The 13,571-nt window shown below is 68.0% G+C and carries 16 protein-coding genes; 7 read left to right on the top strand and 9 right to left on the bottom strand.

Features of this window, described 5'->3' with window-relative positions:
- Positions 1-55: 55 nt before the first annotated feature.
- Positions 56-931 (bottom strand): protease modulator HflC, encoded by an 876-nt coding sequence (locus AADI75_RS03355; RefSeq protein WP_341207632.1) that lies wholly within the window; start codon positions 929-931, stop codon positions 56-58.
- Positions 931-2,040: a protease modulator HflK gene (locus tag AADI75_RS03350; RefSeq protein WP_341207631.1), complete on the bottom strand. Its 1,110-nt coding sequence runs from the start codon at positions 2,038-2,040 to the stop codon at positions 931-933. The genes AADI75_RS03355 and AADI75_RS03350 overlap by 1 nt, the downstream gene beginning before the upstream one ends.
- Positions 2,041-2,112: 72 nt before the next feature.
- On the opposite strand from AADI75_RS03350, the gene AADI75_RS03345 reads away from it, so the two are divergent.
- Positions 2,113-3,057, top strand: coding sequence for an Mrp/NBP35 family ATP-binding protein (locus AADI75_RS03345; RefSeq protein WP_341207630.1), 945 nt, complete (start codon positions 2,113-2,115; stop codon positions 3,055-3,057).
- A gap of 139 nt (positions 3,058-3,196) precedes the next feature.
- Here the strand turns inward: AADI75_RS03345 and AADI75_RS03340 are convergent, their stop codons facing one another.
- Positions 3,197-3,901 carry a cytochrome c family protein gene (locus AADI75_RS03340; RefSeq protein ID WP_341207660.1) on the bottom strand — a complete coding sequence of 235 codons (705 nt, stop codon included), beginning with the start codon at positions 3,899-3,901 and terminating at the stop codon, positions 3,197-3,199.
- Between the two features lie 100 nt (positions 3,902-4,001).
- On the opposite strand from AADI75_RS03340, the gene AADI75_RS03335 reads away from it, so the two are divergent.
- Complete coding sequence (locus AADI75_RS03335; protein WP_341207629.1) at positions 4,002-4,892, top strand: prephenate dehydratase; 891 nt, start codon at positions 4,002-4,004, stop codon at positions 4,890-4,892.
- A gap of 132 nt (positions 4,893-5,024) precedes the next feature.
- Here AADI75_RS03335 and AADI75_RS03330 read toward each other — a convergent pair whose 3' ends face one another.
- Positions 5,025-5,231 (bottom strand): hypothetical protein, encoded by a 207-nt coding sequence (locus tag AADI75_RS03330; RefSeq protein WP_028966707.1) that lies wholly within the window; start codon positions 5,229-5,231, stop codon positions 5,025-5,027.
- Positions 5,232-5,373: 142 nt separating this feature from the next.
- On the opposite strand from AADI75_RS03330, the gene AADI75_RS03325 reads away from it, so the two are divergent.
- The 4 genes from AADI75_RS03325 to AADI75_RS03310 are packed head-to-tail and all read left to right on the top strand — an operon-like array spanning position 5,374 to position 7,533.
- Entirely contained in the window at positions 5,374-6,033 is a 660-nt protein-coding gene (locus AADI75_RS03325) for an HAD-IA family hydrolase (RefSeq protein ID WP_341207628.1), read from the top strand.
- Complete coding sequence (locus tag AADI75_RS03320; RefSeq protein WP_341207627.1) at positions 6,030-6,236, top strand: hypothetical protein; 207 nt, start codon at positions 6,030-6,032, stop codon at positions 6,234-6,236. The genes AADI75_RS03325 and AADI75_RS03320 overlap by 4 nt, the downstream gene beginning before the upstream one ends.
- Entirely contained in the window at positions 6,233-6,949 is a 717-nt protein-coding gene (locus AADI75_RS03315) for an ATP12 family protein (protein ID WP_341207626.1), read from the top strand. Before AADI75_RS03320 ends, AADI75_RS03315 begins: the two co-directional genes overlap by 4 nt.
- A gap of 41 nt (positions 6,950-6,990) precedes the next feature.
- Complete coding sequence (locus tag AADI75_RS03310; RefSeq protein WP_341207625.1) at positions 6,991-7,533, top strand: hypothetical protein; 543 nt, start codon at positions 6,991-6,993, stop codon at positions 7,531-7,533.
- A 158-nt stretch (positions 7,534-7,691) separates the two neighbouring features.
- Here AADI75_RS03310 and gmk read toward each other — a convergent pair whose 3' ends face one another.
- The 4 genes from gmk to AADI75_RS03290 all read right to left on the bottom strand — a co-directional run bounded on the left by gmk (position 7,692) and on the right by AADI75_RS03290 (position 10,825).
- Positions 7,692-8,351 carry a guanylate kinase gene (gene gmk, locus AADI75_RS03305; protein WP_341207624.1) on the bottom strand — a complete coding sequence of 220 codons (660 nt, stop codon included), beginning with the start codon at positions 8,349-8,351 and terminating at the stop codon, positions 7,692-7,694.
- 31 nt (positions 8,352-8,382) lie between these two features.
- A complete protein-coding gene (gene fghA, locus AADI75_RS03300; protein WP_341207623.1) occupies positions 8,383-9,213 on the bottom strand; it encodes an S-formylglutathione hydrolase in 831 nt (276 codons plus the stop codon).
- 109 nt (positions 9,214-9,322) lie between these two features.
- Complete coding sequence (locus tag AADI75_RS03295) at positions 9,323-9,706, bottom strand: VOC family protein (protein ID WP_341207622.1); 384 nt, start codon at positions 9,704-9,706, stop codon at positions 9,323-9,325.
- A gap of 12 nt (positions 9,707-9,718) precedes the next feature.
- Entirely contained in the window at positions 9,719-10,825 is a 1,107-nt protein-coding gene (locus tag AADI75_RS03290) for an S-(hydroxymethyl)glutathione dehydrogenase/class III alcohol dehydrogenase (protein ID WP_341207621.1), read from the bottom strand.
- Positions 10,826-11,129: 304 nt separating this feature from the next.
- Between AADI75_RS03290 and AADI75_RS03285 the strand changes: the two genes are divergently transcribed.
- Entirely contained in the window at positions 11,130-12,275 is a 1,146-nt protein-coding gene (locus AADI75_RS03285) for a CaiB/BaiF CoA-transferase family protein (protein ID WP_341207620.1), read from the top strand.
- A gap of 75 nt (positions 12,276-12,350) precedes the next feature.
- Here AADI75_RS03285 and AADI75_RS03280 read toward each other — a convergent pair whose 3' ends face one another.
- Positions 12,351-13,004 (bottom strand): TonB family protein, encoded by a 654-nt coding sequence (locus tag AADI75_RS03280; RefSeq protein WP_341207619.1) that lies wholly within the window; start codon positions 13,002-13,004, stop codon positions 12,351-12,353.
- Between the last annotated feature and the right edge of the window lie 567 nt (positions 13,005-13,571).

The following is a 13,571-nucleotide window of genomic DNA, read 5'->3' as shown; positions in this document are numbered from 1 at the left end:
TGTGCGGCAATCGCGATGAACGGCGTTTGAATATGAACGCCGTGCTCATCGTCGATTAACGGCCGCCGCCTTCGAACGCGCGAAGATAGCCATTGTTCGGGCTCATGATGATATTGGTCGAACCTTCCGGCTGCTGCCCGCCATCCGCACCGAAGGTGTGACGATAGCTCTGCATCGCGCGGTAGAAGTCATAGAAATCAGCGTCCTTGCTGAACGCCTCGGCATAGATGCGCGCGGCCTGCGCATCGGCCTCGGCACGGACGATCTGCGCCTGCTTCTGGCCTTGCGCACGGATCGTATTCGCCTCCTGCTGGCGCGCGGTGCGCATCCGCTGGAGCGCGCTGTCGAGCGGGCTGCCGTCGGGCAGGTCGGCGTGCTTGATCCGCACGTCGACGATCTCCGCGCCGTACTGGCGCGCCGAGCCCTGCAACGAATTCTGGATCGCATCCATCACCGCACCGCGCTCCGGGCTGAGCAGCACCGCGAACGGCACCTTGCCGAGTTCGTTGCGCAGCGCGGTGCCGAGTAGCGGGCGCAGCTGGTCCGCGACGCGCTCCTCGGTGTTCGAGGTGCTGCCGGTCGAGGTCACCGCCTTCAGCGGATCGACGATCCGGAAGCGCGCATAGGCATCGACGTTCAGCCGCAGCTGATCGGTCGACAGCACCAGCGTATTGTCGAGATCGGCGTCGAGCACGCGCTTGTCGACCCAGACGATCTTGTCGATGAACGGGACGCGCGCGATGACGCCCGCGCCGGTGTTGCCGATCGTCTGCCCCGGCTGCCACTGGTTGACCAGCCGCACCGGGTTGTTGAGCCGCAGGACCACCGCCTGCTGCGTTTCCGGTACGATCGCGAAGGTTGCCGCGGCGACGATCGCCAGCACCAGCGCCAGCATGCCGATGGCGATCGGGTTACGGATCAGCTGGTTCATCAACGCTGCCCCCCCGTTGCGGGTGCGGCGGGCGCGGTGGACGTTCCCTGCGCCGGCTCGACCAGCTTCTTCGCGCGATCGAGCGGCAGATACGGCGTCACGCCCGGCGTCTCGACGATCGTCTTGTCGGTCTTGGCCAGCACGGCCTCCATCGTCTCATAATACATGCGGCGGCGCGTCACCTCGGGGGCGAGGCGATATTGCGCGTAGACCTGATCGAAGGCCGAGGCCTCGCCCTGCGCGCGCGCGATCACCTGCTGCGAATAGCTGCGCGCATTGTTGAGGTTGCCGACCGCTTCCTGCTGCGCGGCGGTGACGGCGTTGAAGTCGTCGACCAGCGCGGCGGGCGGCGACGCCTGTTTGATCGACACGCCCTGCACGCGCACGCCGGCCTGATAGCTGTCGAGGATCTGCTGCATCACCTGCGTCACGCGCGCCTCGATCAGCCCGCGGCCCGCGCCGATCGCATCGTTCATCCGCGTGGTCGCCAGCACCGCGCGCATCGCGCTCTCGGCCGTCGCGCGGACAGTTTCCTGCGGGTCCTTGATCTCGAACACGTAATTGCGCGGATCGGACACGCGCCAGCGCACGGTGTAGGCGAGGTCGATGATGTTCTGGTCACCGGTCAACACCGTCTCCCCGCCGTCCTGCGGGAATTCGTCGGTGCGGACCTGCTCGACGTCGACCTTGGTCACGTTGACGATCGGCGCGGGCAAGGTGACGCGAATGCCCGGCTCCAGCATCCCCGAATATTTGCCGAAATAGGTCACCACCCCGCGCTGCTGCGGCCCGATCTGGTGGAGGGACGTCAGCAGCAGCCAGATCGCGACCAGCAGCCCGACACCGATCAGCCACAGCGTCCGCGCCGACGCGCCGAGCGGCAATTGCGGCCGACCGCCACCGCCGCCCCCGCCACCACCGCCTCCGACGCGCGTTTTCTTGAGGAATTCGTCGAGCGCGGTCGGCTTGGACGAACCGCGCCGGCCGCCCGGCGGCACCGACCACGGGTTGCGCGGGCCGGCACTGTCGTCGCCGCCGCCTCCCCACGGTCCATTATTGTCGGCAGCAAGGATGATCGGGCGCCGGAGCCAGCGTCGCAGGATGGTCATGTTGGCCTTTATAGGTGCGCCGTTCACGAAAAACAGTGGCAAGCGGCCTGCACGCGCCTACGGATCGCCGGCATGGACGAGAAAGATGTGGCAGCAGCCGTCGCCGCGGTGGCCGGAACCCGCGCGACCGTGCGAATCGAGGGGCAGCGGATCGGCGTGGTGATCGACGCCGCCGGGCTCGACGCGCCGGCGCGCGACGCACTGGAGGCAAGCGTGCGGATGACCGCGGCGCGGCCGGGCTATGAGGTCCGCACCGTCGTCACCGCGGAGCGCGTCGCACGCCGGATCGTCGCGGTCGCCAGCGGCAAGGGCGGGGTCGGCAAGTCGACGCTGTCCGCCAATCTCGCGATCGCCTTGGCGAAGGCGGGGCGGCGCACCGGGCTGGTCGACGCCGACATCTACGGCCCGTCGCAGCCGCGGCTGATGGCGGTGGAAGGTACGCGCCCCGAGGCGCGTGACAAGGTGTTGCTGCCGGTCGCGACGCCGTACGGCGTGCCGCTGCTGTCGATGGGGCAATTGGTCGAGCCCGGCCGCGCGATCGCGTGGCGCGGACCGATGACTGCAGGGGCGTTGGGCCAGCTGATCGACGCCGATTGGGGCGCGACCGATACGCTGGTGGTCGACCTGCCGCCCGGCACCGGCGACGTGCAGCTGACGATGGTGCAGAAGCATCGCCCGGCCGGTGCGGTGATCGTCTCGACGCCGCAGGACCTCGCGCTGATCGATGCGCGGCGCGCGATCGACCTGTTCGAGAAGGCAGGGGTGCCGATCATCGGGCTGGTCGAGAATATGGCGGGCTACATCTGCCCGCATTGCGGCGAGGTGTCCGACCCGTTCGGGCACGGCGGCGCGGAGGCGGCGTCGCGCGCGGCGGGGATCGCGTTTCTGGGCCGCGTGCCGCTGGATATCGCGATCCGCACCGCGTCGGACGCCGGGCAGCCGCCGGCAGCGGAGGCGGACGACCGCGTGTTCGCGCCGATCGCGGCGCAGGTCGCGGCGTGGTTGGCGGCGGGGTGAGTCCCGCCTAGCCGTCGCCCCGGATTAAGTCCGGGGCGACGAAGGACGAGAGCCGTCATTGCGAGCGTAGCGAAGCAATCCAGAGCCCAGCGCGTGACGCCCTGGATTGCTTCGCTACGCTCGCGATGACAATAAAGTTTTACTGCTTGGCCGGCGGCACGACGCCCAGCGCCTTCTCACCCTTCGCCGCCGGATCGACCGACGGCGCACCCGATGCCGGCGTGCCGGTGTTGGCGAGATCGGCGGTGTCGCCCTTGGTCGCTTCGGTCACGTTCGCCACCGCCGGATCGGTCGGCGCCGCCGCCGCGCCCGCGGCCGGAGCGGCCGGCAGCGGCAGGTTCGACCCCTGCTGGTTCAGATAGGCGATCACGTTCGCCCGGTCTTGCGGGTTGCCGAGCCCGGCGAAGGTCATCTTCGTGCCGTTGGCGAACTTGCGCGGGCTGGTCAGCCACGCGTTCATCTTGTCGAAGTCCCAGTTGCCGCCGACGCTCTTCAACGCATCGGAGAAGGCGAAGCCGCCCTTGCCCTGCCCGATCGGCTCGCCCAGCGTGCCGTACAGGTTCGGCCCGATGCCGTTCGCGCCACCCTGGTTGATCGTGTGGCAGGCCGCGCACTTCTTGAAGACCTCGGCGCCCTTGGCCGGATCGGCGCTGCCCAGCAGCGAGGCGATCGGCACCTCGGCCGCGCCGCCGCCGCCGCCGGCCTCTTCGACACCCTCGATCGCATAGCCCGGCTTCTCGGGGCGCTCGCCGTGGAACAGCATGCCGCCCGCGATCGACAGCCCCAGGGCCGTCCCCGCCGCCGCCAGCGCCCAGCCGAAAATCGTGTTGGTCCGATCGTCCATGTCGCCGTTTCGCCCCTCTTCCTTCAGCGTTCCATAGAAAGGGCTCCCGCGCATCGCAAGCGCTTGAGCGGCGCGGCATGCTCTTCTAGGCCACGCGGCCATGCAAAGTTACGCCGCGCCTGCCCGCCCGATCGTCGCCGCCATGACCGCCGCCGCCGCGGCCGAACCGGCGCGCGCGGTCGCGTTTCAGGGCGCGCCGGGCGCGAACAGCCATGTCGCGGTGCAGGAGGCGTTCCCCGACGCGCTGCCGCTGCCGTGCTTCAGTTTCGAAGACGCGCTGGACGCGGTGAAGACCGGCGCAGCCGATTGCGCGATCATCCCGATCGAGAATTCGCTGCACGGCCGCGTCGCCGACATGCATTTCCTGCTGCCCGAATCCGGGCTGGTCATTACCGGCGAGCATTTTCTTGGCATCCGCCACGCGCTGATCGGCTGCGGCCCGCGCGACGGCGTGCGGCAGGCGATGAGCCATCCGCAGGCGCTGGGGCAATGCCGCCACTGGCTGAAGGCGCACGGCATCGCACCCGTCAATTACCCCGACACCGCGGGCGCGGCGGCGGTGGTGGCCGAGCTGCGCGACCCGAGCGTCGCGGCGCTCGCCCCGCCGGGGGCAGCGGCGATCTATGGGCTGGAGTTGCTGGCGACCGACATCGCCGATGCCGACCACAATACCACACGCTTCGTCACGCTGGCGCGCGGGGCGCGTCCCCCATCGGGCGAGGGGCCGTGGATGACGACCTTCATCTTCGAGGTAAAGAACGTCCCCGCTGCGCTCTACAAGGCGATGGGCGGATTCGCGACCAACGGGGTCAACATGACCAAGCTGGAAAGCTACCAGCGCGGCGGCAGCTTCGCGGCGACCGAATTCTATTGCGATGTCGAGGGGCGCCCGGGCGATCCGGCGTTCGACCGCGCGATGGAGGAGCTGGGCTTCCATTCGAAATGGGTACGGGTGCTGGGCACCTATGCGCAGGCGCGCAAGCGCGGGTAATCGGCTGCTTGCCGTCACCGCCAACCGTCCCTGTCCGTCATCCCGGACTTGATCCGGGATCCCGCTTCTTCCTACTGTCGGCAAAAGGAAGCGGGGCCTCGGATCAAGTCCGGGGCGACGATAGCGGAAAGCTCAGATTGCCATCGCCGAATCGGTGATCACACCCCAGGCCGCATAGCTGGCGGCCATCAGCGCCACCGAGCAGGTGATCCCGAACAGCACATAACCGATGTAGTTGAGCATCGGCGGGTTCGCGCGCTCCAGCTTGCGATTGCGCGACGCACCCGTCAGCACGAAACTCAGCAGCATCCCATACGTCAGTGCAACGGCTTCGATCATTACCCGCCCCTCGGCTCCGGCTAAAGTTCCCGCACGCCCCCCGGCGTCCGTGCCCGATTAACCATAGCTTCGGTCCGTCACGAAGTCGTTAACGCGCGCCTCGCCGCTTGCCTCCCACGGTTCGCCGACTAACAGGCGGTACATGCCCATCAAACTCGCGGTTTTCGATTGCGACGGCACGCTCGTCGACAGTCAGGCCAATATCTGCCGCGTCATGGAACACGCCTTCGCCGCGCTCGGCCTCGCCGCGCCGCCGCGCCCCGCGACTCGCGCGATCGTCGGCTTGAGCCTCGTCGAGGCGATGGCATTGCTGGCGCCCGACCTTCCCGCGGCGGTGCATCTGGCGCTGGCCGATGCGTACAGGGCGATCTTCCGCCGGATGCGCGAGGACGGCGACCTCGACGCCGAGCCACTCTACGACGGGCTGGTCGAGGCGCTCGACGTGCTGGCGGCGGACGGCTGGTCGTTCGGCGTCGCGACCGGCAAGTCGGATCGCGGCCTCGCGCATGTGCTGGCGGTCCACGGCCTCGCCGACCGCTTCGTCACGTTGCAGACCGCCGATCGCCATCCCTCAAAGCCCGATCCGGCAATGCTCCACGCCGCGATGGCGCAGGCCGGCGCGCTGCCCCATATGACCGCGATGATTGGCGACACGACTTTCGACATGGCGATGGCGCGCGCGGCGGGTGCCCGCGCGATCGGCGTCAGCTGGGGCTATCACCGCGAGGAGGCGCTGCGGCAGGCGGGAGCGGCGCGCATCGCGCACGGCTGCGCCGATCTGCCCCAGTGTCTGGCGGTATGAGCGATCCGGCACGCGGCCGCTGGGCGGCGATCGTCGCGACGCGGCTGGCGGGGACCGCGGGCGCGCTGCTGGGCGTGGTGCTGCTCGGGCGCACGCAGACAATGGGCCCGCGGCTGCTGGGCGTGGCGATCGTCGTCAGCGCCTTGTGGATGATCGCCACCGTGCCGCGCGCGCTGGCCCGGCGCTGGAGGAGTCCGAAGTGAGGCGTTTCTGGACCGAGGTGGCGGTGGACGCCGACCGCGCGATCCGGCTCGACGCGCGCCCGGTGCGGACGCCGGGGCGCGCGCCGCTCGCGCTGCCGACCGCGGCGCTTGCCGAGGCGGTGGCGGACGAATGGCGCGCGGTGGGCGAGACGATCGACCCGCGCGCGATGCCGCTCACCGGGCTCGCCAATGCCGCGATCGACCGCATCGCGCCGGCGACCGCGGAGTTCGCCGCCGGGCTGGCGGCCTATGCCGAGAGCGACCTGCTCTGTTATCGCGCCGACGCGCCCGTTGAGCTGGTCGCGCGGCAGGCCGCGACGTGGGACCCGCTGCTCGACTGGGCGCGCGACCGCTACGACGTGCATTTCGAGATCGTCACCGGCGTGATGCACCACGCGCAGCCGCCAACGACCGTCGCGCGACTGGCCGAGGCGGTGACGAGCCGCGACGCCTTCCACCTTGCGGCCTTATCGCCGCTGGTGACGCTGACCGGCACCCTGGTGGGCGCGCTCGCGCTCGCGGAAGGCGCCGCCACGGCGGACGCGCTGTGGCAGGCCGCGATGATCGACGAGGACTGGCAGGCCGAACGCTGGGGCGAAGATTCGCTGGCGACGCAGGCGCGTGAGGGCAAGCGCCGCGATTACGATGCGGCGGCGCGGTTCCTGTCGCTGCTGGACGCTGCCCGGACGGGTTGCGGGTACGATCGCGAATAGGGCATACCCCCGTAACGATCCACGACGGGGATAGATGAGCGATGCGCACGGGCTGGATGGCGGGATTGATCGCAGCGGTGTCGATCGCCGGGGCACCCGCGACGGCGCAGGATAGCGACGGAACCGATCATCCGCTGCTCCCGCGCTACGCCGGTGCGGAGATCGACGGCTACCGCGGCGCCTCCGAAGACGAAGTGACGATGCCGACCGGTGCGATCGCCGCCGAGGACGACACCGCCAACCGTCGCCTGCTCACCGGGCAGGTCACCCATATCGATTACCGCATCAAGCCGGCGACCGCCCCGCTGCAGATCGATCGCTATTACGCCGATCTGCTGAAAGCCGCCGGGTTCGAGACGGTGTTCGCCTGCACCGGCCCCGCCTGCGGGCGCGATATGGGCGCGCTGATCCTCAATTCGGGGAAGGTCGCGCCGACCGGGCTGGCGGACGGGTTGTTCAACGACCGCATCCGCGTCCGCATCGCGCGACGCGGCGACACCTGGGTGCTGCTCCACATCGCCGAGGGACCGGACCGGTCGCAGGTGTTCGAAACGGTGGTCGAGGGCGCGACGGCGGGGCAGTAACGGCGGCAACCTACGTCACGTCGGCGAAAAAGCGCTCTAACTGACCGCAAAACCCGTCATTCCCGCGCAGGCGGGAATCCAGACGCGCAGGTCTCCGCAACAGCCACTACCGTCAGAGGTTCTGGATTCCCGCCTGCGCGGGAATGACGCAGGGCCCCCTACCCCGCCGGCGTGCGCAGCTTGCGGATGAAGCCGATCAGCCCGGTCTGCCGCGAGCGCTTCAGCCGCTCGGCGGCGAGGATCGTCTTCACCTTGGCGTAGCAGCTCTCGACATCGTCGTTGACCAGCACATAGTCATAGCCGTCCCAGTGGCTGATCTCGGCATCGGCGCGGCTCATGCGGCGGTCGATGATCTCCTGCGCGTCGGTGGCGCGCCCCTCGAGCCGGCGGCGGAGTTCCTCCATCGACGGCGGCAGGATGAACACGCGCACCACGTCGCCCCCGGCGATCTGGTGGAGCTGCTGCGCGCCCTGCCAGTCGATATCGAACAGCACGTCCTTGCCCGCCGACAGCATCGCATCCACCGGCGCGCGCGGCGTACCGTACCGCTGATCGAAGACATGCGCCCATTCGAGGAATTCATGATTCGCCGCCATCTCGCGGAATTGGTCGAGCGAGACGAAGTGGTAATCGCGCCCGTCCTCCTCGCCCTTGCGGATGGCGCGGGTGGTGGCGGAGACCGACAGCGACAATTCCGGCTCGCTGGCGAGCAGCATCCGCGCGATCGTCGACTTTCCCGCGCCGGACGGCGAGGACAGGACGAACAACAATCCGCGACGCTTCATGGTGTGCGGGTCGGCGGTCAGGCGATCGGGCATGGGGGCTGATGCCCCGCCCCGCCCGCTTGCGTCAAGCGCGCAGCCGCGCCGCGTGCCATGCGAGCTGATCGGCCATGAAGGTCGAGATGAAATAATAGCTGTGATCGTAGCCCGGCTGCATCCGCAGCGTCAGGTCGATCCCGGCGTCGGCGCAGGCGGTCGCGAGCAAGTCGGGGCGGAGTTGTTCGGCGAGGAACGAATCGGCCTCGCCTTGATCGACAAGTATTTCCGGCACGCGCGCGCCATCCTCGATCAGCGCGACCGCATCGTGGCGGCGCTTGGCGGCCGCATCGTCCCCCAGGTAACGATCGAGCGCCTTGCCCCACGGCACCTGGGTCGGGGCGACGATCGGCGCGAAGGCGGAGACGGCGCGGAACCGCTCGGGGTAGCGCAGCGCGACGGTCAACGCGCCGTGTCCGCCCATCGAATGCCCCATGATCGACTGGCGCGTCATGTCGGCGGGGAACTCCGCGCCGATCAGCGCGGGCAGTTCCGCGGTGACATAGGACCACATTCGATAATGCGTCGCCCACGGTGCCTCGGTCGCGTCGACGTAGAAGCCGGCGCCCTTGCCGAAATCCCATGCGTCCTCATCGGGCACGTCGTCGCCGCGCGGGCTGGTGTCGGGCGCGACGAAGATCAGCCCGTGCTCGGCACAGGCGCGGCGATACTCGCCCTTGTCGGTGACATTGGCGTGGGTGCAGGTCAGCCCCGACAGATACCAGACGACCGGCAACGTCGCGCCCGATGCGTGATCGGGGACATAGACCGAGAAGGTCATGTCGGTGCCGGTCGCGGTCGAGCGATGGCGGTACACGCCCTGCGTCCCGCCATGTGCGCGGGCGGTGGAGACGGTTTGCATGAATGATCCTTCTCGTTGACCTCTTTCATCACTGCGAGCGTAGCGAAGCGATCCAGGGCCGGATCAGCACGCCCTGGATAGCTTTGTTAGCTCGCCATGACCGGCTAGATCACGCCGGCACGCGATACGTGCCGCACAGCTTGTTGCCGTCCGGATCGCGCAGATAGGCGAGGTAGAGCTGCCCGAACGGGCTGGTTCGCACCCCCGGCGCATCCTCGATCGCGGTGCCGCCGTTGGCGACGCCCGCCGCATGCCACGCCTGCGCCTGCTCCGGACCGGTCATGCGGAAACCGATCGTCCCGCCGTTGGCGTGGCACGCCGGCTCGCCGTCGATCGGACGCGAGATCATGAACAGCGCGCCATCGTGCGCGTAGAGGATGCGGCCCTTGTCGTCCTGCCGCCCCTCGCGCCCGCCCAGTGCGGCGAACAGCGCGTCGTAAAACGTCTTCGACCGCGCCAAGTCATTCGACCCGACCATCACATGACTGAACATTATGCCATCCCCTCAATAGACCACGACGCTGCGGATGCTCTCGCCGGCATGCATCAGGTCGAAGCCCTTGTTGATCTCGTCCAGCGTCAGCCGGTGCGTGATCATCGGATCGATCTGGATCATGCCGTTCATATACCAGTCGACGATCTTCGGCACGTCGGTCCGCCCGCGCGCGCCACCGAACGCGGTGCCCTTCCACACGCGCCCGGTGACGAGCTGGAACGGCCGCGTGCTGATCTCCTTGCCCGCCTCGGCGACGCCGATCACGATCGACTCGCCCCAGCCGCGATGCGCCGATTCCAGCGCCTGCCGCATCACGACGGTGTTGCCGGTGCAGTCGAACGTATAGTCGCCGCCGCCGTCGGTCATCGCGACCAGATGCTGGACGATATCGCCAACCTCCTTCGGATTGACGAAGTCGGTCATCCCGAACTGCCGCCCCCACGCCTCGCGATCCGGGTTAATGTCGACGCCGACGATTCGCGCCGCGCCGGCCAGCTTCGCACCCTGGATGACGTTGAGCCCGATCCCGCCGAGCCCGAACACGATCACCGTCGCGCCCACCTCGACCTTGGCGGTGTTGACCACCGCGCCGACCCCGGTGGTGACACCGCAGCCGATATAGCAACTGGTGTCGAAGGGCGCGTCGGGGCGAATCTTCGCCACCGCGATCTCGGGCAGGACGGTGAAGTTCGAGAAGGTCGAACAGCCCATATAATGGTAGATCGGCTGCCCCTTGTAGCTGAAGCGCGTCGTGCCGTCGGGCATCAGCCCCTGGCCTTGCGTCGCGCGGATCGCGGTGCACAGGTTGGTCTTGCCGCTGAGGCACGACTTACACTGGCGGCATTCGGGGGTGTAGAGCGGGATGACGTGATCGCCCGGCGTTACGCTGGTCACGCCCGCGCCGACCTCGCGGACGACGCCGCACCCCTCGTGGCCGAGCACGCTGGGAAACAGCCCCTCGCTGTCGAGCCCGTCGAGCGTATAGGCGTCGGTGTGGCAGATGCCGGTGGCCATGATCTCGATCAGCACCTCGCCGGCCTTCGGGCCTTCAAGGTCAAGTTCGACGATTTCCAGCGGCTTCTTCGCCTCGAACGCGACGGCGGCGCGGGTCTTCATGGGGGCTGGCCTCTCTTCTTTCGGGTGCCGCGTCTTTAGGGCGGGCGGGGTGGTGGCTTCAAGGAATGGTTCGCGCGGAGCACGCAGAGGACGCGGAGGGGGGCGTGCGCGGCTCTGGTCCGCGGCAGCAACGACTGCTTGACCATTTACTGAGCCGCCGGTGGCGGCTCGGAACCTTGCCGACGCCGCACCTCTCCGCGTCTCCGCGCCTCCGCGTGAACCGAACTTCTTCCCCTCTGCGTCCTCTACGTGCTCCGCCCGAACCATCTCGACATCACCCACCACGCCACGCTTAAAGAGCAAGATGACCGACACCCCCAAACCGCTCGCCGGCCTGCGCGTGCTGGAGCTGGCCCGCATCCTTGCCGGGCCGTGGGCCGGGCAGTTGCTTGCCGATCTCGGCGCCGACGTCATCAAGGTCGAGCGCCCCGGCGAGGGCGACGACACCCGCCACTGGGGCCCGCCGTTCATCGCCGACACGCCGGGCGAGCGCGGCTCGGCGGCCTATTACCACGCCTGCAACCGCGGCAAGCGCTCGGTCGCGATCGACATCGCCACCCCCGATGGGCAGGCGCAGGTGCGCGCGCTCGCTGCCGGCGCGGATGTGGTAATCGAAAATTACAAGGTCGGCGGGCTGACCAAATACGGGATCGACCCCGCCGCGCTGCGCGCCGCCGATCCGCGGCTGATCGTCTGTTCGATCACCGGTTTCGGACAGGACGGCCCCTATGCGCAGCGGGTCGGCTATGACTTCATCATCCAGGGCATGGGCGGGATGATGTCGATCACCGGCGAGCCCGACGGCCCGCCGCAGAAGGGCGGCGTCGCGCACGCCGATCTGTTCACCGGCGTCTATGCGACGGTCGCGATCCTCGCCGCGGTGGTCGCGCGGGCATCGAGCGGCACCGGCACGCATATCGACATGGCGCTGCTCGACACGCAGGTCGCGGTGCTCGCCAACCAGGCGCTCAACTGGATGGCGAGCGGGGTGGTGCCGCAACGGCTCGGCAACGGCCACCCCAACCTCGCCCCGTACCAAAGCTTCCCAACGAGCGACGGCGACCTGATCGTCGCGGTCGGCAACGATCGCCAGTTCGCGAAGCTGTGCGCGGTGCTGGAAGTGCCGGCGCTGGCGGAGGACGCGCGCTTCGCGACAAACCCGTCGCGCGTGGCGAACCGCGCCGCTCTGCTCCCGCTATTGGTCGCGCGCACCGTGCTGTGGCGCGCCGCCGACCTGCTCGCCGCGCTGGAGGCGGCGGGGGTGCCGGTCGGCCCGGTCAACCGCATCGATCAGGTCTTCGCCGATCCGCAGGTGGTGGCGCGCGGGATGCAACTGGCGATGGCGGACATCCCCGGCCTCGCCTCCCCGATCCGCTACGACGGCGCGCGCGCGGTGGCGGCGCGGCCGAGTCCGCGGCTGGGAGAACATGCGGAAGCGGGGTGGCTGTGACGGGGTCAAAAGACGACCCCTTTGGCCGGCGCTCAATTTGCGGAACGGCGTGGGAAAGGACGTCCGCTCACGCCGTTATGGCGCTGCCGAGGCGTCACGGGGAGGCATTTGGCTGGTCGCGAACTCAACCCTTTGCATGCGGACAACCGGCCAAGGCTTATCGGCCTTGTCTTTGGCCGGAGCGAAACGGTATAATTTTTTCATGGTAGAGCAGGCGCTCGCGTCGAACGCCTTAAAGCCGCTGGACTGCAAGACGGAACAGCGTTCAATCGCCCCCTGCTCGTTGACGAGGTATGTCAGAGCGACTTGAACGGATCTTCGCGCTTCAGGCAGCTTCGCAACCTCAAACACGATGTCAGGAGGAGACTGAGGCTTACCAGAAGGCCCATCAAAGACATTGGTCAGTATCCATCGAACGCGCAGTCGGAGGATGCCATACAAAGGCCGCTTGTTTTCGTCTGTTGCCGGCGTGTACTTGCCCCGGAGCACCGCTGCGGCGCACGCCTTCAAATCTAGGTCCTTGGATCCGCTTGACGAGGCTACACCGCACGTTTGTGGCTTGCCAGTCGGATCGACGAGAACCTCGACCACTGTCAAACCGCTCTTCTCAAGCCCTGCGGCACGCGTGACATAGTCTTCGGGAGACAGCAATTCACTCTGATTCGTAATCGTCGCCGGCACCAATGCTATTTGAGTTTCTTCAAGCACTAGCATAGCCATCCAGATCATCGTCTACTTTCCCCCACCATGTGGCAGACGCCCACCGCAGCACCTGTCCCAGGCGCCCGTCTCGGTCAGTTGATCGTGCCACCATCCCCAGTTACGGAACGTAGTTTGCACCGCAGCGTCCGTGCAAGGGGTATGCGCGTCGAATAAAAGGCTTTCTGCCCAAAACGACCGTTCCCGACCCTCTGTAGCGCACCTCGCGGCGGAGGACCCCACGGCCGAGATTGCGGCAGTGCTCATCCAAGCGTCTTCAGTGCTGCCTGCACTCCCTGACGAGACCTGCTCTCAACGTCCGCTAGCGCCCACTTGCGGACATAGGCCGTGCGCGGCACCTTCAAGTGATGAGACGCTTGATCGTAGCCTTGATTGGAATGCTTACCGCGCCAATTCTGCTGCTGCTCGCCGCGGCCCACACCGGATTGTTTTCGAGCGGAGCGGTGATGGCCTACTTAGTGCTGATCGCGGCATGGGCGATCGGAGTGATCGCGATTTGGTTAGGGAGATGGCCCCATGGGGTCACGATCAGTCTAACGATCGCCTACACAGTCGCGGCAATCCCCGCTCTGCCCT

The sequence above is a fragment of the uncultured Sphingomonas sp. genome (assembly GCF_964021865.1).
In the GTDB taxonomy this organism is placed as follows: Bacteria; Pseudomonadota; Alphaproteobacteria; order Sphingomonadales; family Sphingomonadaceae; genus Sphingomonas.
The sequence above is the reverse complement of the archived record's forward strand: the minus strand, read 5'-3'. Positions and strand labels throughout refer to the sequence as shown.

Excerpts from the sequence above, each read along its gene's own strand:
- AADI75_RS03355 (WP_341207632.1), bottom strand. The coding sequence starts at position 931 with ATGAACCAGCTGATCCGTAACCCGATCGCCATCGGCATGCTGGCGCTG.
- AADI75_RS03350 (WP_341207631.1), bottom strand. The coding sequence starts at position 2,040 with ATGACCATCCTGCGACGCTGGCTCCGGCGCCCGATCATCCTTGCTGCC.
- AADI75_RS03345 (WP_341207630.1), top strand. The coding sequence starts at position 2,113 with ATGGACGAGAAAGATGTGGCAGCAGCCGTCGCCGCGGTGGCCGGAACC.
- AADI75_RS03340 (WP_341207660.1), bottom strand. The coding sequence starts at position 3,901 with ATGGACGATCGGACCAACACGATTTTCGGCTGGGCGCTGGCGGCGGCG.
- AADI75_RS03335 (WP_341207629.1), top strand. The coding sequence starts at position 4,002 with ATGCAAAGTTACGCCGCGCCTGCCCGCCCGATCGTCGCCGCCATGACC.
- AADI75_RS03330 (WP_028966707.1), bottom strand. The coding sequence starts at position 5,231 with ATGATCGAAGCCGTTGCACTGACGTATGGGATGCTGCTGAGTTTCGTG.
- AADI75_RS03325 (WP_341207628.1), top strand. The coding sequence starts at position 5,374 with ATGCCCATCAAACTCGCGGTTTTCGATTGCGACGGCACGCTCGTCGAC.
- AADI75_RS03320 (WP_341207627.1), top strand. The coding sequence starts at position 6,030 with ATGAGCGATCCGGCACGCGGCCGCTGGGCGGCGATCGTCGCGACGCGG.
- AADI75_RS03310 (WP_341207625.1), top strand. The coding sequence starts at position 6,991 with ATGCGCACGGGCTGGATGGCGGGATTGATCGCAGCGGTGTCGATCGCC.
- gmk (WP_341207624.1), bottom strand. The coding sequence starts at position 8,351 with ATGCCCGATCGCCTGACCGCCGACCCGCACACCATGAAGCGTCGCGGA.
- fghA (WP_341207623.1), bottom strand. The coding sequence starts at position 9,213 with ATGCAAACCGTCTCCACCGCCCGCGCACATGGCGGGACGCAGGGCGTG.
- AADI75_RS03295 (WP_341207622.1), bottom strand. The coding sequence starts at position 9,706 with ATGTTCAGTCATGTGATGGTCGGGTCGAATGACTTGGCGCGGTCGAAG.
- AADI75_RS03290 (WP_341207621.1), bottom strand. The coding sequence starts at position 10,825 with ATGAAGACCCGCGCCGCCGTCGCGTTCGAGGCGAAGAAGCCGCTGGAA.
- AADI75_RS03285 (WP_341207620.1), top strand. The coding sequence starts at position 11,130 with ATGACCGACACCCCCAAACCGCTCGCCGGCCTGCGCGTGCTGGAGCTG.
- AADI75_RS03280 (WP_341207619.1), bottom strand. The coding sequence starts at position 13,004 with ATGATCTGGATGGCTATGCTAGTGCTTGAAGAAACTCAAATAGCATTG.